This window comes from Brevundimonas aurantiaca (assembly GCF_014199955.1).
Lineage (GTDB): Bacteria > Pseudomonadota > Alphaproteobacteria > Caulobacterales > Caulobacteraceae > Brevundimonas > Brevundimonas aurantiaca.
Map to the genome: position 1 here is coordinate 1 of NZ_JACHOQ010000004.1, position 16995 is coordinate 16995.

Annotated in this window: 19 protein-coding genes; 10 read left to right on the forward strand and 9 right to left on the reverse strand. The window is 68.8% G+C overall.

The annotated features are described in order from the left end of the window. Nucleotides 1–79 precede the first annotated feature (79 nt). Entirely contained in the window at nt 80–400 is a 321-nt protein-coding gene (locus tag GGQ93_RS09980; protein ID WP_183216728.1) for a hypothetical protein, read from the reverse strand. A gap of 104 nt (nt 401–504) precedes the next feature. Then, a complete protein-coding gene (locus GGQ93_RS09985) occupies nt 505–1239 on the reverse strand; it encodes a fatty acid desaturase (RefSeq protein WP_183216731.1) in 735 nt (244 codons plus the stop codon). 80 nt (nt 1240–1319) lie between these two features. Between GGQ93_RS09985 and crtY the strand changes: the two genes are divergently transcribed. From crtY to GGQ93_RS10000, 3 genes are read left to right on the forward strand one after another with little or no spacing between them, the layout of a single operon-like run. Continuing rightward, nucleotides 1320–2498 (forward strand): lycopene beta-cyclase CrtY, encoded by a 1179-nt coding sequence (gene crtY / locus GGQ93_RS09990; protein ID WP_183216733.1) that lies wholly within the window; start codon nt 1320–1322, stop codon nt 2496–2498. Continuing rightward, the gene (locus GGQ93_RS09995) at nt 2498–3979 is read left to right on the forward strand and encodes a phytoene desaturase (protein ID WP_183216735.1); all 1482 of its coding nucleotides are present in this window, start codon (nt 2498–2500) and stop codon (nt 3977–3979) included. Before crtY ends, GGQ93_RS09995 begins: the two co-directional genes overlap by 1 nt. Further along, entirely contained in the window at nt 3976–4908 is a 933-nt protein-coding gene (locus tag GGQ93_RS10000; RefSeq protein WP_183216737.1) for a phytoene/squalene synthase family protein, read from the forward strand. The genes GGQ93_RS09995 and GGQ93_RS10000 overlap by 4 nt, the downstream gene beginning before the upstream one ends. Before the next feature lie 6 nt (nt 4909–4914). Here the strand turns inward: GGQ93_RS10000 and GGQ93_RS10005 are convergent, their stop codons facing one another. The 3 genes from GGQ93_RS10005 to GGQ93_RS10015 are packed head-to-tail and all read right to left on the reverse strand — an operon-like array spanning nt 4915 to nt 7782. Next, nucleotides 4915–5982: an ABC transporter permease gene (locus GGQ93_RS10005; RefSeq protein ID WP_183216739.1), complete on the reverse strand. Its 1068-nt coding sequence runs from the start codon at nt 5980–5982 to the stop codon at nt 4915–4917. Continuing rightward, nucleotides 5979–6896 (reverse strand): ABC transporter ATP-binding protein, encoded by a 918-nt coding sequence (locus GGQ93_RS10010; RefSeq protein ID WP_183216741.1) that lies wholly within the window; start codon nt 6894–6896, stop codon nt 5979–5981. The genes GGQ93_RS10005 and GGQ93_RS10010 overlap by 4 nt, the downstream gene beginning before the upstream one ends. Further along, nucleotides 6886–7782 carry a polyprenyl synthetase family protein gene (locus tag GGQ93_RS10015; RefSeq protein ID WP_182714371.1) on the reverse strand — a complete coding sequence of 299 codons (897 nt, stop codon included), beginning with the start codon at nt 7780–7782 and terminating at the stop codon, nt 6886–6888. Before GGQ93_RS10015 ends, GGQ93_RS10010 begins: the two co-directional genes overlap by 11 nt. A gap of 139 nt (nt 7783–7921) precedes the next feature. On the opposite strand from GGQ93_RS10015, the gene fni reads away from it, so the two are divergent. Beyond that, a complete protein-coding gene (gene fni, locus GGQ93_RS10020; protein WP_182714372.1) occupies nt 7922–8974 on the forward strand; it encodes a type 2 isopentenyl-diphosphate Delta-isomerase in 1053 nt (350 codons plus the stop codon). On the opposite strand, the gene GGQ93_RS10025 is transcribed toward fni, so the two are convergent. Beyond that, nucleotides 8941–9426, reverse strand: coding sequence for a sterol desaturase family protein (locus GGQ93_RS10025; protein ID WP_054764844.1), 486 nt, complete (start codon nt 9424–9426; stop codon nt 8941–8943). The genes fni and GGQ93_RS10025 overlap by 34 nt on opposite strands. 74 nt (nt 9427–9500) lie before the next feature. Between GGQ93_RS10025 and GGQ93_RS10030 the strand changes: the two genes are divergently transcribed. Further along, a complete protein-coding gene (locus tag GGQ93_RS10030; RefSeq protein WP_183216744.1) occupies nt 9501–10274 on the forward strand; it encodes a sterol desaturase family protein in 774 nt (257 codons plus the stop codon). On the opposite strand, the gene GGQ93_RS10035 is transcribed toward GGQ93_RS10030, so the two are convergent. Beyond that, nucleotides 10237–10590 (reverse strand): response regulator, encoded by a 354-nt coding sequence (locus GGQ93_RS10035; protein ID WP_054764846.1) that lies wholly within the window; start codon nt 10588–10590, stop codon nt 10237–10239. The two genes, GGQ93_RS10030 and GGQ93_RS10035, sit on opposite strands and share 38 nt — an antisense overlap. A 45-nt stretch (nt 10591–10635) precedes the next feature. On the opposite strand from GGQ93_RS10035, the gene GGQ93_RS10040 reads away from it, so the two are divergent. The 4 genes from GGQ93_RS10040 (at nt 10636) to GGQ93_RS10055 (ending at nt 15424) form a co-directional block, all read left to right on the forward strand. Beyond that, complete coding sequence (locus tag GGQ93_RS10040) at nt 10636–13113, forward strand: CHASE3 domain-containing protein (RefSeq protein ID WP_183216746.1); 2478 nt, start codon at nt 10636–10638, stop codon at nt 13111–13113. Further along, nucleotides 13110–13493: a response regulator gene (locus GGQ93_RS10045; protein ID WP_054764848.1), complete on the forward strand. Its 384-nt coding sequence runs from the start codon at nt 13110–13112 to the stop codon at nt 13491–13493. The genes GGQ93_RS10040 and GGQ93_RS10045 overlap by 4 nt, the downstream gene beginning before the upstream one ends. Nucleotides 13494–13500: 7 nt before the next feature. Beyond that, complete coding sequence (locus GGQ93_RS10050; RefSeq protein WP_183216748.1) at nt 13501–13785, forward strand: Hpt domain-containing protein; 285 nt, start codon at nt 13501–13503, stop codon at nt 13783–13785. A gap of 178 nt (nt 13786–13963) precedes the next feature. Then, a complete protein-coding gene (locus tag GGQ93_RS10055; protein ID WP_183216750.1) occupies nt 13964–15424 on the forward strand; it encodes a hypothetical protein in 1461 nt (486 codons plus the stop codon). Between the two features lie 74 nt (nt 15425–15498). On the opposite strand, the gene GGQ93_RS10060 is transcribed toward GGQ93_RS10055, so the two are convergent. After that, nucleotides 15499–16251, reverse strand: coding sequence for an SDR family oxidoreductase (locus GGQ93_RS10060; RefSeq protein WP_183216752.1), 753 nt, complete (start codon nt 16249–16251; stop codon nt 15499–15501). Between the two features lie 112 nt (nt 16252–16363). Between GGQ93_RS10060 and GGQ93_RS10065 the strand changes: the two genes are divergently transcribed. After that, the gene (locus GGQ93_RS10065; RefSeq protein WP_224761268.1) at nt 16364–16765 is read left to right on the forward strand and encodes a winged helix-turn-helix transcriptional regulator; all 402 of its coding nucleotides are present in this window, start codon (nt 16364–16366) and stop codon (nt 16763–16765) included. A gap of 42 nt (nt 16766–16807) precedes the next feature. Here the strand turns inward: GGQ93_RS10065 and GGQ93_RS10070 are convergent, their stop codons facing one another. Next, nucleotides 16808–16981 carry a hypothetical protein gene (locus tag GGQ93_RS10070; RefSeq protein WP_152949596.1) on the reverse strand — a complete coding sequence of 58 codons (174 nt, stop codon included), beginning with the start codon at nt 16979–16981 and terminating at the stop codon, nt 16808–16810. Between the last annotated feature and the right edge of the window lie 14 nt (nt 16982–16995).

The window sequence follows — 16995 nt, forward strand, 5'->3', positions numbered from 1 at the left end:
TTTGCTCTTCCGTGAACCGTGATCGCTTCATTCTGTCCGTCCTTTCGAGGGGCGGACTCTAGCTATTCCTGGAGGAGTTTCAGGGGGTCACGTCAGGGCCGTCGATCGGGCGGCCGCCGTCGCGCGAGGGGGGCGTCGCGGTCCCGTTCATCAGGGCCACAGCCGCATCGCCGAACCCATAGCCCGGCCGGCTCTCCGACAGCACCACGCAATCCGAAACCCGGCCGTCGGCACGCCCAATGCATCGCAGTCGAACCCTGACGTCGTCCAAGACGGGCGCTGAGGATTGGGCCGCCGTCTTGATCCCGCCAGACGTCTTGGGCTGGGCCTTCGCCAGATCGGCGGCGGGCGCCGGCGTCGAACTGAGGGCGGCAAGAGCGAACAGCAGGGCGAGGGGCATGGGCGAGTTCCTTCTCACCTATAAGGCCCTGAACGCGGCCGTGTTCCCTTCGTCGATACAAAGGTCGCCGAACAGGTCTTCGCGGCCCGCGCCCCAGCCCTGGATCAAGACTCGCCGCGCCACAGACGCCACCAGGGCCGCCAGGGGCTCAGATGGTGTTCGTGGTGGCGGCCGAAGTGGAAACAGGTGAGCAGGGAAAGCACGGGGCCGTAGCCGCTGCTGCGGGCGTGGTGCGCGTCGGCGAACGGCTGGTCGGTGTGGCGGTGCGGCAGCCAGGTGCCGAAGGTGAAGAGCTGAAGCGCTGAAAGCAGGGCCGGCGCGGCCCAGAAGGTCAGGAGATTGGCCGGCCGCGCCCCCAGGCCGAAGAGGGCGATCAGGACCAGGGCGGTCAGGACCGCCATCTCGCGCCAGCCGAAATAGGTGCGAAAGAAGTTCAGGAACCAGGGAAGGAAGGCGCGGGGCGCCGGGGCGTGAAAATCCGGGTCGTCGGCCGTGCCGGGCGCGGCGTGGTGGGCGTGGTGCGCCGTCTTCAGCCGATCGAAGCGGAAGCCCGCATAGAGCCCCAGGGTCAGCCGGCCGACTGCGGCGTTCAGCCGCGGCCGTCCCGGCGCCAGGGAGCCGTGCATGGCGTCATGGGCGACGATGAAAAGGCCGACCGACAACCAGGTCTGGACCGCCACGATCGCCGGGGCGATCACCAGGGTCAACGGCCCCCATCGGTGAAAATAGACGCCGTAGACATGCAGAACCGCCCATCCCGCCACGATCATTCCCGCCAGGGTCAGACCGATCCAGGTCTGGCGCGGGACGGTGCGTGGCTCGGCGACGGCGGCGGTCATGGACTTCAATCTAGCCTATGCCGGCGTCGGAGGCATCCAGGCGGCTTGCCCGTCACGTCCGCCCGTGCCACCTGTCGCGGATGCAGGCCGCCGCCCCCGACAGTTCCGCGCCGGACCTTTTGCTGCTGGGGGGCGGTCTGGCCAACGGCCTTCTGGCCCTGCGCCTGTCCCAGGTCCGGCCCGAACTGGACGTGCGGATCGTGGAGGCGGCCGACCGGCTGGGCGGGGTTCACACCTGGTCCTTCTTCGAACCCGATCTGACGCCGAGGCAGCGGGCGTGGATCGCGCCGCTGATCGCCCATAGCTGGCCCGGCTATTCCGTGCGGTTTCCCAAGGTCGAACGGCGTCTGGCGACCGGATATTCCAGCGTGACGGCGGCGCGGTTCGCCCAAGCCGTGGACCGCGCCCTGCCGGGACGGATCATGACGGGCGTCTCGGTGGCATCGGCCGGGCCGACCGAGGCGGTTCTGGCCGACGGTCGGCGGTTGACGGCCCGGGCGGTGATCGACGGGCGGGGGCCGACCGGTGCGCCGGACCTGGCCCTGGGGTTTCAGAAATTCGTCGGCCTGGAGGTGCGGCTGACCGCGCCCCACGGGCTGAAGGAACCGATCGTCATGGACGCCTGCGTCGATCAGGCGGGGGGCTATCGTTTCCTCTATGTCCTGCCGTTCGACGACCGGACCCTGCTGATCGAGGACACCCGCTACACCGACGGCGACGACCTGGATCGCGACCTGTTCCGAACGGGCGTCAGGGACTACGCCGCGCAGCGGGGCTGGGTCATAGAGACGGTTCTGCGCGAGGAGGAGGGGGTGCTGCCGGTCGCCCTGGACGGCGACATCGCCGCCCATCTGAAGCGGCTGGGGCCGACGGCGCTGAGCGGCCTGCGCGCCGGTCTGTTTCATCCGACTACCGGCTATTCCCTGCCGGACGCGGTGCGGCTGGCGGATCATCTGGCGGAGCGTATCGAAGCGGCGCCGGACGGCCCGGCCCTGGCCCAGGTCATCCGTCGCCATGCGCGCGACGTATGGGCGCAAAGAGGCTTTTATCGGCTGCTGAACCGCATGCTGTTTCGGGCCGCGCGGCCGGATCAGAGGTACAGGGTGCTGGAGCGGTTTTACCGCCTGCCCCAGCCGCTGATCGAACGCTTCTATGCGGGGGAGACGACCTTGGGCGACAAGGCGCGGATCCTCAGCGGCAAACCCCCGGTGCCGATCGGCGCCGCCCTGACCTGTCTGGTCGAAAGAGGACGTGCGTAATGCGAGCAGCAGTGATCGGATCGGGGTTCGGGGGGCTGTCGCTGGCCATCCGCCTTCAGACGGCGGGGATTCAGACCACGGTCTTCGAGGCGCGCGACCTGCCTGGCGGCCGGGCCTATGTCTATAAGGACAAGGGCTACACCTTCGACGCCGGTCCGACCGTGATCACCGATCCGTCCGCGCTGGAGGAGCTGTTCGAGGGCGCGGGGCGCAAGCTGTCCGACTACGTCGAACTGCTGCCGGTCGCCCCCTTCTATCGGCTGTGCTGGGAAGACGGGGACGTCTTCGACTACGTCAACGATCAGGACGAACTGGACCGTCAGATCGTCGCGCGCAATCCGGCCGACAAGCAGGGCTATCGCCGGTTCCTGGCCTATTCCCAGGACCTGCTGAAGGAAGGCTATCTGAAGCTGGGCGCCGTGCCCTTTCTGGACTTCGCCAGCATGGTCAAGGCGGCGCCGGAGTTGATGCGGCTCCAGGCCTGGCGGTCGGTCTATGACAAGGTCGCCGGCTATATCCAGGACGAGCATCTGCGTCAGGCCTTCAGCTTTCACTCCCTGCTGGTGGGCGGCAATCCGTTCGCCACCTCATCGATCTACGCCCTGATCCACGCGCTGGAGCGGCGCTGGGGCGTTTGGTTCCCGCGCGGCGGCACCGGCGCCCTGATCCAGGCCATGGTGCGGCTGTTTCAGGACCTGGGCGGCGAAATCCGGCTGAACAGTCCGGTCGAGCGGATCACCCTGGCCAACGGGCGCGCCGACGGGGTGGTGGTCGGCGGCCAGGCCCTGGCCTTCGACATGGTCGCCTCCAATGCGGACGTGGTCCACACCTATCAGCGCCTGCTGGGCCAGGAGCCGCGCGGCCGCAGGGAGGGGGCGCGTCTGGCCGCCAAGCGGCATTCCATGTCGCTGTTCGTCATCTATTTCGGTCTGAAGCGGGTCCACCCGGAGGTGCGCCACCACACGGTGCTGTTCGGTCCCCGCTACCGCGAGCTGATCGGCGAAATCTTCAAGGGGCCGGACCTGCCGGAGGACTTTTCCCTCTATCTGCACGCCCCGACCCGCACCGATCCGTCCCTGGCGCCCGAGGGATGCGACGCCTTCTATGTGCTGGCGCCGGTGCCGCACCTGGCCTCGGCCGACATCGACTGGGCGGTCGAGGGGCCGCGCTATCGCGACCGGGTCCTGGCCTATCTGGAGCAGCACTACATTCCCGGCCTGACCGCCGATCTGGACACCTGCCGCATCTTCACGCCCGTGGATTTCCGCGACCAGCTGAACGCCCACCAGGGCTCGGCCTTCTCGCTGGAGCCGATCCTGACCCAGAGCGCCTATTTCCGCGTCCATAATCGCGACGACCAGATCCCCAACCTCTATTTCGTCGGCGCCGGGACCCATCCGGGCGCGGGCGTGCCGGGGGTGGTGGGCTCGGCCAAGGCCACCGCCGGCCTGATGATCGAAGACGCGGGGCGGACCGCATGAGCGACGCCGTCCTGGACCACAGCCGCCAGTCGATGGAGCAGGGCTCCAAGAGCTTTGCCGCCGCCGCCCGGCTGTTTCCGGCGGCCATCCGGGACGACGCCTGGATGTTCTACGCCTGGTGCCGCCATTGCGACGATGAGATCGACGGCCAGGTCCTGGGCCATGGGGCGGTCGGCATCGACCCGGTCCTGGCGGGGCGCAAACTGGTCGAACTGCGTGAACGCACCGCCGCCGCCCTGGCCGGAGAGCCGCAGACGGACCCGGTCTTCACCGCCTTTCAGCGCGTCGCCGCCCGCCACGCCATTCCGGCAGAGGAGGCGATGGACCTGTTGCAGGGGTTCGAGATGGACGTGGAGGGCCGCCGCTACGACACCCTGGAGGACACGCTGGACTACGCCTATCACGTCGCCGGCGTGGTCGGGGTGATGATGGCCCGGATCATGGGGGTTCAGGACGCGCCGACCCTGCGCCGCGCCCAGGACCTGGGCCTGGCCTTTCAGCTGACCAACATCGCCCGAGACGTGGTGGAGGACGCCAGGGGCGGGCGGGTCTATCTGCCCGGCCAGTGGCTGGACGAGGCGGGCGTGCCGCGCGACCAGGTCGATCAGCCCCGGCACCGTCAGGCTGTCGCCCGCACCGCCCAGCGGTTGGTGGCGGCGGCGGAGCCCTATTACGCCTCGGCGCGCTGGGGCTTGCGCGATCTCAATCCGCGCTCGGCCTGGGCCGTCGCCACGGCGCGGGGCGTCTATCGCGCCATCGGCCGCCACGTCTCGCGCTCGGGCGCCACGGCCTGGGACGGCCGGACCTCGGTCGACAAGGCGGGCAAGCTGGCCCTGGTGGGGCGCGGGGCACTGATCACCCTGTGGTGCAAGACCCTGGACGCCTGGCGTGAACCGCCGCCGCGCCCGGCCCTGTGGACCCACATCTGACGGCGCTCAGCGCCCGGCGCGTCTGTGCTCCATCATCACGGCCAGGGCGATCCCGGCCAGACCCACGCCGCCCAGGGCGGCCCAGCCGGCCAGGACCCCGGCGTTGAAGTCGCCGCGCCAGATCAGGGCCTGATAGGTCTCCACGGCCCAGGCATGGGGCGTGATCCAGCCCAGGGCGCGGAAGGCTTCGGGCATCAGGAAGCGCGGCGCCATCGACCCGCCCAGGGCCGCCAGCAGCAGGGCGACGAAGGTGGTCAGGGGCTGGGCCTGTTCGCGCGACCGACAGGCCGCCGTCAGGGCCAGGGCCACCCCCGCCGCGCACAGGGCGACCAGGGCGGCGGTCAGGAGCGCCGCCGCCGCCTGCCAAAACGCAAGATCCGGCAGCCGAGGCCAGGCCGCCAGGAAGACGGCCGCCGACTGCATCAGGCCGACCGTCGTCAGCCAGATCGCCCGTCCCGCCAGTATGGGCGCCGTCCCGCCCCGCGCCAGGGCCAGCCGCGCCTGCAGGCCCGAGCGCCGTTCGTCCAACCCGCCCATGGCGCCGTGCATGGCGGCGAAGAAGACGAACATCACGCTGACCGCCCCGGCGTAATAGGCGGCCTGGACGTCGCCCTGCGGCCCGACCTGGCGGATCGAGACCGCGCGCGACGGGGGCGCGGGCCGGCCGGCCAGGGCCGCCGCCATGGGAACCAGCCGCGCCTGGAGCGCCGCCGCCGCCACGTCTCGACCCGCCGCCGACACCACCGTCACCTGGGGCGCGCCTGCCTCGTCGCGGGTGATCAGAACGCCGGCGTCGGCGCGGCCGTCGATCACGGCCCGCTCCACCGCCTGGACGTCGTCCAGACGGCGAAGGCGCGGCCCCAGATCCCGCGACAGGGCGTCGCCGACGGCGGCCGTGGCCGGGGTGTGCGCCGCATCGAGCAGGGCCACGCTGGCGTCGATGTCGCCACGCGCCCCCGCGCCGAAGACGGCGGCGAACAGCAGATAGACCAGGGGCGGCAAAACCAGGGTCAGGGCCATGCCCGAACGGTCCCGCCAGAAGCCGCGCGCCCAGGCGCCCGCCACCGCCATCATGACGAGGCGTCCGACAGATGGGCGACCAGGTCGTCCAGGCCGGGGCGACGCACGGCGACCTCGCCCCCCTCGGCGTCCGCCTCGGGCGAAACCCTCTGGGCCGCGCCCAGGGCGTCCTCGCACAGCAGCCGCCATTCCAGCCCGTCCTTGGAGGGCGCCAGACCCGACTGGGCGAACCGGCTCGCGGCCAGGCGCGAGGCGGGCCGCGGCAGTTTGACGACCAGCAGCCGCGCCAGGCCGAAGGCCTGACGCAGCAGGGCCTTGGGCGGTCCTTCCGCCAGCAGCCGGCCCTGGGCCAGGACGCCGATCCGATCGGCCGTCTCGGAGACGAAGGCCTCGTCGTGGCTGATCAGCAGACAGCCGGCGCCCGCCTGGACCGTCTCGCGCAGGGCGGACGACAGGACGACGCGGGCGGCGGCGTCCACCCCTTCGGTCGGTTCGTCGGCGATCAGCAGGCGCGGGCGCCCGACCAGGGCGGCGCTGAGGTTGGCGCGCCGACGCCATCCGCCCGACAGTGAATGAACCGGCTCGTCCGCCCTGGGGGCGCATCCGGTCAGGGCCAGGGCCCGCTCCACCGCCGCAGGGCGGTTGGAACGGGGAAGGCCGCACAGGGCCGCGACCGCCGCGACGTTCTCGCGCGGCGTCAGGGCGGGAAAGAGGGCGCAGTCCTGGGGCGCAAGGCCGATGCGTCCGCGACGGGGCGCGCCTTCGCCGGCCGTCGCCCGCCCGCGCCGGACGGGGATCAGGCCGCAGGCCACCCGAGCCGCCGTGGACTTGCCCGCCCCGTTCGGACCCAGCAGGGCGTAAACCTCTCCGGCCGCGACGGTCAGGTTGAAATCGCGCAGCACCGGCCCTTCGCCGTAGCCCGCCTCGACGTCCTTCAGAACCAGCGCCGGCGCGACGCTAGCGTCCAAGTTCGGCCTGCCGGAAGAGATGAAGGACATAGGTCGTCAGGGGGCTGTCGTGCCCGACCGCCTCGGCCGCCCGGGCCAGTGACTGGCGCACCCCGGCGCGGACCCGGCCTTCGCCCCACAGGTCCACGAAGGTGGTCACGCCCTGATCCTGACCCACGTCCTTGCCCAGGGCCTCGCTCGTCGAACAGGCGTCCATCAGGTCGTCGCAAAGCTGGAAGGCGAAGCCGACCGCCTCGCCGAAGGCGGCGAGACGCGCCAGGTCGTCCGCATCGCCGCCGCCCATCCGGCCGCCGCCCCGCGCGGCCGCGACGAACAGGGCGCCGGTCTTCAGATCGTTGATCCGACGCAGGGCGACCACGTCGCGCTGAACGGGATCGTCGCGCAGATCGCGCATCTGGCCCTCGGCCAGGCCGTCGAAGCCGATCGCCTGCGTCAAATCGTCCAGGGCGCCCAGCCGCGCCTCCGCCGGCGCCCGGCTTTGCAGAATCAGCCGGGTCGATTGGTTCAAAAGGGCCACGGCCGCCAGCACGGCCGCATCCTCGCCGTGGCGGCGGTGCAGGGTCGGCTGACCGCGCCGCAAGGCCGCATCATCCATACAGGGCAGGTCGTCCAGAACCAGGGAGGCGGCGTGGGCCATTTCGACCGCGCAACCGAAATCCAGGGCGTCCTCGGCCCGCCCGCCGACGTGCGCGGCGGCCAACATGGCCACGACCGGCCTGACCCGCTTGCCCGGTCCCAGCAGGGCCTCGCGCGCGGCGAGGGCTAAAAGACCGTCCGATGAGGGCGCCGTCTCGGCCAGCCGGTCCTGCACCAGGCCACGCAGATTCTCGGGCGACTGAGGTTCGGGGTCCGACACGGGCTGGGGCCTTAAGCCGACGATCGCCATACGGGTCTCCTGATGTCCTTCGACAGTCGCGTTGCGACCCTGGGCTGACGCATTATGATCACATACGGCATCACGACTGCGTCGGATGCAACCCGCCAGAGCATGATCGTTTCGGAGGGAACCGCTAGGAGCGTTTGCGATGCCCACCCCCGACGACGCCCTGATCCGACGCAAGGACGAACACATCGACCACGTGCGGGCCGGACGGGGTCTCAGCGGCGCGTCCTCGGGACTGGAGGCGGTGCGTTTCGTCCATGACGCCTTGCCGGACCTGGCCCTGGACCAGATCGACCTGTCCGCCCGTTTCCTGGGGCGGCGGCTGAACCTGCCCTTCCTGATCAGTTCGATGACCGGCGGCCCGTCGCGGGCCGAGGCGATCAATGCGCGGCTGGCCGAGGCGGCCCAGGCCCTGGGCGTGGCCCTGGCGGTCGGCTCCCAGCGCGTCGCCCTGGAGACGGCCGGCGGGTCCGGCGGCTCGGGCTTGGGGCCGGATCTGCGCCGCCGGGCGCCCGACGCCCTGATCCTGGCCAATCTGGGGGCGGTGCAGTTCGCCCTGGGCTATGGGGTGGACGAGGCGCGCCGGGCCATGGAGATGATCGGCGCCGACGCCCTGATCCTGCATCTGAATCCGCTTCAGGAAGGCGTCCAGCCCGAGGGCGACCGCGACTGGCGCGGCGTGGCCCAGGGGATCGAGCGGATCGCCGCCGCCTTTCCGGGCCAGGTGGTGGTCAAGGAGACCGGCGCCGGCCTGTCGGCCGCCGTCGCCCGGCGCCTGGCCGACATGGGCGTCGCGGCCCTGGACGTGGCGGGGGCGGGCGGCACCAACTGGGGCCTGATCGAAGGGGCGCGGGCCACCGGCGGGCGGGCCGAGGCCTTGGCCGCCCCCTTCGCCGACTGGGGGGTGCCGACGGCCCGCAGCCTCCGCGACTGCGCCCAGGCCGCCCCGGACCTGGGGCTGATCGGCTCGGGCGGGATCAAGGACGGTCTGGATGCGGCCCGCGCCGTCCGCCTGGGGGCCGATCTGGTCGGCCAGGCCGCCGGGGTGCTGGAGGCGGCCCTGACCTCGACCCAGGCGGTGGTCGATCATTTCGAGCTGATGGCGGCCCAGCTGCGGCTCGCCTGTTTCTGCACGGGCTCCGCCGATCTGGCGGCCCTCGCTCAGGCGCCGCTGCTGGAAGAGCCCCGCTTCTGAGCCAGTTCGGCCTTCAGCGCCCGCGCCGACCGCACCCACAGAAAGCCGAAGGAGACGCAGCCTTCGCGCGTGCGCACGGCGTGATGCAGACGGTGCGCCTGGATGCGCCGCGTCCAGAAGCCGGACCGCCCGGAAAAGCCCGTCGGGAACCGCCGGTGCACCAGCCCGTCGTGGAAGAAGAAATAGACCATCCCATAGGCCGTGATCCCCAGGCCGACCGGCAGGGCCCAGGGCCACAGGTGCAGACCCACGGCCACCATGACGATGGCCGGGGCGGCGAAGACCACGGCGAACAGGTCGTTCTTCTCCAGTGGGTGATCGTGCGGCTCATGATGGCTGCGGTGCCAGGACCACAGGAAGCCGTGCATCACATAGCGGTGCATGATCCAGGCGAACGCCTCCATGCCCAAAAAGGCGGTCAGGAACAGCGCGATCCACGTCAGCCAGGCCATGGCCCCAGCATAGGCGGTTTGATCCGCCTTAGCCACGACTTGACCGCCGCAGGGATTTGACCGTCTGTGCCCCCATGTCGAGGGACCTGCTCATCACCACCCTGGCGCTGAGCCTGATCATCGGCCTGCGCTATCTGCTGGTCGGCGCGGCGGCCCATGGGCTGCTGTGGGCCGGGGCGGGCCGGGGACGGGCGCTGAACCTGCGGCCGCCGGCAATGAAGCGCATCCGCGCCGAGATCGTCGCCTCCCTGATCGCCTGCCCCATCTACGCCCTGCCGGCGGCCCTGGTGCTGGAGCTGTGGAAGCGGGGCGGGACGGCGATCTACAGCGATCCCCACGCCTGGCCCCTGTGGTGGCTGCCGGTCAGTCTGATCGTCTATCTGCTGGCGCACGACGCCTTCTACTATTGGGTGCACCGGGCCCTGCATCACCCGCGCGTCTTCGGCTGGGCCCATGCCGAACACCACCGGTCGCGCGACCCCAGCGCCTTCGCCTCCTTCGCCTTCGACCCGGCCGAGGCTGCGGCCACCGCCTGGTTCCTGCCCGCCCTGGCCCTGATCGTGCCGATCCACTGGGGCGTGGCCCTGACCCTGCTGACGCTGATGTCGCTGACGGCCGCCCTGAACCATGCGGGGCGCGAGGTCTGGCCCGCCGCCTGGCTGGAGCGGGCGCCGCTTCGCTGGCTGATCACCGCCACCCACCACGACGCCCACCACAAGCGGTTCAACGGAAACTACGGCCTCTATTTCCAGTTCTGGGACCGCTGGGCCGGGACTGAGGTTTCGGCCGCCCCCTCGCGACCATCCCCGGTCATCCCTCCAGAGCGGCCCTCAGCGCCTCTTCGGTGATCGGCTTGGTCAGGGCGGCGTGGGCGCCCAGGCCGGTCGCCATCTGCAGTATGGACGACGAGGCCAGACGTCCCCCGCCGCTCATGGCGATGACCCGCAGGGAGTCCCTCAAATGCCGGGTGTCCATGATGAAGTTCAGCCCGTCGCGGTCCGGCATCAGAATGTCCACCAGCACGGCGTCGGGCGACCAGTCCTCGACGATCCGCAACCCTTCGTTGACCGTTGCTGCGGTCAGGACTTGGCAACCCAGCCGTTTCAGCATCTCCTCTAGATGAAGCAGAACCAGCGAATCGTCCTCAATCACGCAGACTTTCACGCCCAACCTCCAGATGCGATCAGGGGGAACTAACGGATGAATCCCATGTTGCGTCAACTCGGAAGACGGCGTTTCCGACTGGCCATCGCCTTGGCGGGCGCGGTCGTGACCCTGCTTCTGGCGGCCACTGGGGTGACGCTGCAACGAGAATTCTCCAGCGCGGACGCTCTGCGCGATGCGGTCGAGCAATCCTATGACACCCGGCTGCAGATTCAGTCCGTCTTCTCATTGGTTCAGGACGCTGAGACCGGCCAGCGCGGCTATATCATCACCGGGGACGAGACCTTCCTTGAGCCTTATGATCGCGCCCTCGACCGGTTGGACGCTCAAATGAACAAGCTTGCGGGTCTTTCGGCTAAGGACCCGCCACAGGCCGAGAACCAGCGTCTTCTGTCGGAACGGGTCCGGCAGAAGCGGCTGGAGATGCAGCGGACCATCGCGCTGCGCGAATCCGGCCAGGCGTCCGCCGCCATCAGCCTCGTGATCAGCGGGCGAGGCAAGCTGACAATGGATGATATCCGCCAGATCGTGGATCGGATGACGCAGCGTGAGGCCGACCTGCTGTCGGCGCTGTCGGCCGACGCGCGCGAACGGACCCGGCATACCGAATTCCTGGTGGCCCTGATGTTCAAGGTTCTGGTCTTGACCGCCTTGGGGACCGCCTTCCTGGTCTGGCGCTATCTGGCGACCCGCAGCGCCCTGCTGGAGCGGCTTGAGGCCGCCGCCGCCCGCCACAGCGCCACCCTGGACAGCGCCTTCGACGCCATCGTGACCCTGAACCCCAGCGGCAGCATCGAGACGCTGAATCCGGCGGCGGAACGGCTGTTCGGCTGGTCGGCGCCGGAGGTCGAGCGCCGCGACGTCGGCCTTCTGGTCGATGATCTGGCCGAAAACGGAGAGGGCGCCTTTCTGGACCGGCTGGACGCCAGCCACGGCGATCTGGAGCAGGGGCTTCTGCTCGAACTGACCGGCAAGCGCCGGGACGGGGCGCGCTTCCCGGTCGACGTCGCTCTTGCGGCCATGGACCTGCCGACGGGCCGCCATGTGGTGGCGGTGATCCGCGACGCCACCGAACGCCGCCGCATCGCCGAGATGAAGGACGCCTTCGTCTCGACCGTCAGCCACGAACTGCGCACCCCCCTGACCTCCATCGCCGGCTCCCTGGGCCTGGTCGCGGCCGGGGCGGGCGGACGCTTGCCGGAAAAGGCGGCCCGCCTGATCGACATCGCCCACGCCAACAGCCGCCGTCTGGTGCGGCTGATCAACGACATCCTGGATGTGGAGAAGCTGGAGGCCGGGCAGCTGAAGATGACCCTGGCCCCGCTGGACCTGCGCGACGTCGCCGCCCGAGCGGTCGAGGGGATCCAGGGCTACGCCGATCAGCTGGGCGTGGGTGTCAGCCTGAACGACGGCCCGCCGGCGCCGGTGCGGGGCGACGGCGATCGGCTGATCCAGGTGGCGACCAATCTTCTGTCAAACGCGGTCAAGTTCTCGCCGTCCGGCGGCGAGGTCCGGGTGACGGTCAATCCCGAGACCCGGATCGCCCGGCTCAGCGTATCCGACCGCGGCCCCGGCATAGCCGACGAGTTCCGCTCGCGCATCTTCGGCAAGTTCGCCCAGGCGGATTCGACCGATGCGCGTGAAAAGGGCGGCACGGGCCTGGGCCTGGCCATCGCCAAGGAGATCGCCGAACGCCACGGCGGGCGGCTGTGGTTCGAATCCGCCGAGGGCGAGGGGGCGACCTTCCATCTGGACCTGCCGCTGGACCAGGCCGATGCGGCGCATGACGAGGAGGCGGTGCGGCTGCTGATCTGTGAAGACGATCCCGACGCCGCGCGCATCCTGGTCGAGATGCTGTCCTATGAAGGGTTCAAGGCCGATGTGGCCGACACGGCGCGCGAGGCGCTGACCCTGGCCCGCCGCGCGCCCTACGCCGCCGCCCTCATCGACCTTCAACTGCCCGACGCCGACGGGGTCAGCCTGATCCGGCAGCTGAAGGCCGATGAGGCGACGCGCGCCATGCCGGTGGTGGTCGTCTCCGGCGACGTGGCCCGGGGCCGGGTGCGCGGCCGCTCGCTGGAGGTGGCCGACTGGGTCGAAAAGCCGGTCGATCAGGACCGGCTGCGCCAGGCCGTCCGCGCCCTGTTCAGCGCCGACGACAAGCCGGTGGTTCTGCACGTCGACGACGACCGCGACATTCTGGAGGTGACGCGCCAGGCCCTGGATACGGTCGAGGTCGTGCCGGTCGAGAGCCTGGCCGCGGCGCGCGAGGCCCTGGCGCGGCGGCGACCGGACCTGGTGATTCTGGACCTGGGCCTGCCCGACGGCAACGGCCTGGACCTCTTGCCGCTGTTGACCGAGGAGGACGGCCGCACCATTCCCGTCATCATCTATTCGGCTCAGGACATGGACCGAGAGGCCGCCCCGGCCGTTCAGGCGGTCCTGATCAAGTCCCGCATGTCCCTGACCCAGCTGGCGCGGACCGTGCGTCGCCTGGCCCCCCGCGCCCGAGGTGTTGCATGACCGCTCTCCACATCCTGCACGTCGAGGATGACAAGGACATTCGCGACGTGACCGCCTTCGCCCTGACGCTGGACCCCCAGGTTACGGTGACCTCGGTGGCCTCGGGCGAGGCGGCCCTGGCCGCGCTGGACGGCGGGCTTCGTCCCGACGTCGTCCTGATGGATGTGATGATGCCCGTTCTGGACGGTCCCGCAGCCCTGGCGCGCATCCGCGAACGGGCGGGACATGAGACGACGCCGGTCATCTTCATGACCGCCCGGGCTCAGTCGAGCGAGATCAGCCGTTATCGCGCCCTGGGCGCCCTGGACGTCATCGTCAAACCCTTCGACCCGATGACCCTGGTGGAGGAGATTCGGACGATCCTGGCCCAGGCCGGGTGAGGGGGCCGTGACGGCGGACATGGCCGATCTGCGGACCCGGTTCCTAGACCGGTGCGTCGGCGATCTGGCGCGGATCGACCGTCTCGTCGCGCGGGGCGCCTGGGACGCCGATGAATTGCGCCGCCTGGTCCACAGCCTCGCCGGCGCCGGCGCCGTCTTCGGCTTCCCAGCGATCAGCGAAGCGGCCGGCGACTGCGACGACGCCTTCGCCCAGGACCGCACGCCCGACCCCGCCCTGATCGAAACCTTGGCCCAGGCCATCCGCGACGCCCTGGCGCGGCGGCAGGGCTGAGCCGCTCAGGGGGCAGTCGATCGTCTGACGCGACAGGCTTCCTATTCTTGCGCGAAGCAAGAAATCCACGGCTGTGTCGCCCTACCTCAAGAGCGCCGTCGCAATTATGTAACTTGGGGTTATGGACGTATCGTGATTTGGTTGAGTTTGACGTTTAGCTCAAGGTGAGGGGTGAAGTATGAGGTGGGCGATTTTCAATGCCGCTTGGGTCGGCTTCATTTCCGCGCTGATATTGGCAGGACCCAGTCCTGCGCGCGCGGACACCATAAGGGATTACCTGGTACAGCAAGTATGCCTGGACGCCGCTGGCGCGGTAACCTCGGAAGACCCGGTAAGCTGTCCTGGACGTACGCGTAAACTCTTGCCTGGCGAGATGCTGCCTTATCATAAATGGGACATGCCTCAACAGTCCAACTTGGCTCAGATCAGCGACTCTTATCCTATTCAAACAGCGTATGGTCAGGAAAGGGTTGTTTCGAGCTTCTACTTCACGCGAGACGATCAAATACCTTATTTCGCGCCGGGTGGGCCCAACGACGGCGTGTCGGCCTATGATCTGGGTGTGACCGAAGGCGCCTATGCGTCGTTCGCCGGCACCTACGACCAAGGCGGAGGCTGGCAGCCCTTCTGGCGAAACGCCCAGTGCAGCCTGCTGGATTCATGGATCGTCGCGCCCATCGGCCTGCAGATTCCCTTCGGACAGGGGCAGGCGACCACAACGCTTACGGCCAGCTTCCCGCAATGCCCGACAGTGGATCGTTTCAGTCAGTCCATGACGCGATGGAACTATTACCCAAACTATCTTTATCAGAGCGGCAAGCGCCTCAACACGATCAAGTCCTGGCATTTCAGCCAGAACAGTTCGAACTCCGACGCAATCGAAGTTTTCATGTTCACGAAGGAGTATGGAAAGACCAAGTGGGAGGCATGGCAGTCGTCCGATAAGGTCTCAGGTCCCAACCCTGTCGCCGTCGAGCGTTGTGGAGTGGGGACTGATAATGGCGTGGCTCATTATGGAAATACGACCTACTATCTGGTCGATTGCCACGATTGGACATTCATCTTTCCTGCCGCGAACGGCGGCTGGAACCCGGCGAACTTCCATATCGATCCGCTTTACACGAGCGAGAATCTGCTGACCAACACCCATATGCGCTGTACTGACAGCAGCGGTCGCACGCGCATTTGCGGTCAGTCCGGCAGCCAATGCAGGGTGATGGCGCCCTGGTCGCGGATCGGCGATCTCAACTGGGGTTTTAACCAGAATCCCCAGGCGCCGCGGGAAAGCGCCAACTGCGCGGTGCTTTTCTCGATTCCGTCCCAGCCCAGCGGCCAGTCCATCTATCAGGACACTGCACCGCTGAACACGCCGTTCCAGACGTTCAGCTATGGAGCCGCAATAAAGGCTCCCTACGCCAGTGGCGGTAACACCTATCCCGTAACGGTCGTCGTGCATCAGATTGATGGTAGCGGGAATGTGGTTTCAACGGCCGCGACGCCGGCGCAGGTGGGGCAACGTTATCGCTTTTTCCAGGGCGTCTTCACGCGCCATCCCGACGCGCAAACCTTCCGCTTTGAGGTCTATGTCGGCGTCATCCATACCGAGTTCCAGATGACGGACGCTTGGATCGCCCCATAGAGCCAATCTGTCACCACTCTTGAGGGCCGCCGCCTGCCAAGGCGGCGGCTTTCCTTCCTATCGATGTTCTGATCTCACCCCGCTCCGTTCAGGGCCTCGAACACGGCCTGATAGCCGTCAGCCTCGGCGAAGCGCAGCGGCTTGACCCGTTCGACCAGGATTTCGCCGCGCGGCGTTTCGCCCCGCTCGATCAGGTCCATCACCTCGGCCGTATAGTCGGCCAGGGGCATGGAGGCGGGGTTCTGGGCATGGCCGGGCATCAGGTCGGTGGCCACGCCGGGCGGCGCCAGCTCCAGCACTTCCACCGCCGTGTCGCGCAGCTGATGGCGCAGGGACTGGGTCCAGGAGTGGAGGGCCGCCTTGGTGGCGTTATAGGTCGGGGTGGCCGTCAGGGGGATGAAGGCCAGGCCGGAGGTGACGGTCATGACCGTGGCCTGGGGCTGGGCCGTCAGATGGGGCAGGAGGGCCGCCGTCAGCCGGATCGGTCCCAGGAGGTTGGTGGCGATGGTCGCCTCCACCGTCGCCAGGTCGAACGGTTCGGCCTTCAAATCCTCGGTCTTCATGATCCCGGCGTTCAATATGACCGCGTTCAGGGCGGGGTGGTCCTTGACCACCTGTTCGCCGAAGGCGGCGACGGCTGTGGGATCGGCGACGTCCAGCGTCGCCCAGGCCATGCCGGGATTGGCGGCGGCGGCGTCTTTCAGCACGTCCGCGCGGCGACCCGTGATGACGATCTGATTGCCGCGCGCATGCAGGGCCTCGGCCAGGGCGCGGCCGATGCCCGTGCCGCCGCCGGTGATCAGTATGGTGTTTCCGCTGATGTTCATGGGGCTCTCCTTCAGGGGATGCGTCAGTGCGGAAACTCAGTTATGACGGTCGCTCTCCACTGGAAAGTAGGCACCGAAACCCGCCATACTTACCCGCAGGAAAGAAATGGACATGACGGCCTATCCGCCCGCAAGAATTTCGCATCCTGAAACCGGCGAGGTCGCCGATCCGCGCGTCGAGGCCCTGGTCAATGAGGTGATCGGGCGTGTGGCGGACAAATGGACCATGCTGATCCTGGAGGTCCTGGCCGAACACGGCGAGACCCGGTTCACTCGCGTGGGCGAACTGGTGGGCGGCATCAGCCAGAAGATGCTGACCCAGACCCTGCGCCAGATGGAGCGCGACGGCCTGGTGGTGCGCACGGTCCATCCGGTCATCCCGCCCAAGGTCGAATACCGCCTGACCGACCTGGGCTTCACCCTGGCCGAGGCCTTCTGCGGCGTCTGGACCTGGGCCGAGGCCAATATCGACCGCATCGAAGCCGCGCGGGCGGCGTTCGACGCGAGGAAGTGAAGAGGGGCCGATCCGCCCGATGACGTCGCCGTCTGGGCCGGATCAGGCGGCGGCGTAATCGCGGAAGTCGGGCTGCACCGCTTTGACCCTGAGTTCGGCCAGCTCCTCCAGCCGCTTTTCATCGGCGGGCTCGACCTTCTGTCCGGCGACCTCCGCATAGGTCACCTTTGCGGACAGGATGCGATATTCCCGCTCGAGCGTTTCGTCGTCTTGCACTTTCGCCTCCTAGA

Excerpts from the sequence above, each read along its gene's own strand:
- GGQ93_RS09980 (WP_183216728.1), bottom strand. The coding sequence starts at position 400 with ATGCCCCTCGCCCTGCTGTTCGCTCTTGCCGCCCTCAGTTCGACGCCG.
- GGQ93_RS09985 (WP_183216731.1), bottom strand. The coding sequence starts at position 1,239 with ATGACCGCCGCCGTCGCCGAGCCACGCACCGTCCCGCGCCAGACCTGG.
- crtY (WP_183216733.1), top strand. The coding sequence starts at position 1,320 with ATGCAGGCCGCCGCCCCCGACAGTTCCGCGCCGGACCTTTTGCTGCTG.
- GGQ93_RS09995 (WP_183216735.1), top strand. The coding sequence starts at position 2,498 with ATGCGAGCAGCAGTGATCGGATCGGGGTTCGGGGGGCTGTCGCTGGCC.
- GGQ93_RS10000 (WP_183216737.1), top strand. The coding sequence starts at position 3,976 with ATGAGCGACGCCGTCCTGGACCACAGCCGCCAGTCGATGGAGCAGGGC.
- GGQ93_RS10005 (WP_183216739.1), bottom strand. The coding sequence starts at position 5,982 with ATGATGGCGGTGGCGGGCGCCTGGGCGCGCGGCTTCTGGCGGGACCGT.
- GGQ93_RS10015 (WP_182714371.1), bottom strand. The coding sequence starts at position 7,782 with ATGGCGATCGTCGGCTTAAGGCCCCAGCCCGTGTCGGACCCCGAACCT.
- fni (WP_182714372.1), top strand. The coding sequence starts at position 7,922 with ATGCCCACCCCCGACGACGCCCTGATCCGACGCAAGGACGAACACATC.
- GGQ93_RS10025 (WP_054764844.1), bottom strand. The coding sequence starts at position 9,426 with ATGGCCTGGCTGACGTGGATCGCGCTGTTCCTGACCGCCTTTTTGGGC.
- GGQ93_RS10030 (WP_183216744.1), top strand. The coding sequence starts at position 9,501 with ATGTCGAGGGACCTGCTCATCACCACCCTGGCGCTGAGCCTGATCATC.
- GGQ93_RS10040 (WP_183216746.1), top strand. The coding sequence starts at position 10,636 with ATGTTGCGTCAACTCGGAAGACGGCGTTTCCGACTGGCCATCGCCTTG.
- GGQ93_RS10045 (WP_054764848.1), top strand. The coding sequence starts at position 13,110 with ATGACCGCTCTCCACATCCTGCACGTCGAGGATGACAAGGACATTCGC.
- GGQ93_RS10055 (WP_183216750.1), top strand. The coding sequence starts at position 13,964 with ATGAGGTGGGCGATTTTCAATGCCGCTTGGGTCGGCTTCATTTCCGCG.
- GGQ93_RS10060 (WP_183216752.1), bottom strand. The coding sequence starts at position 16,251 with ATGAACATCAGCGGAAACACCATACTGATCACCGGCGGCGGCACGGGC.
- GGQ93_RS10065 (WP_224761268.1), top strand. The coding sequence starts at position 16,364 with ATGACGGCCTATCCGCCCGCAAGAATTTCGCATCCTGAAACCGGCGAG.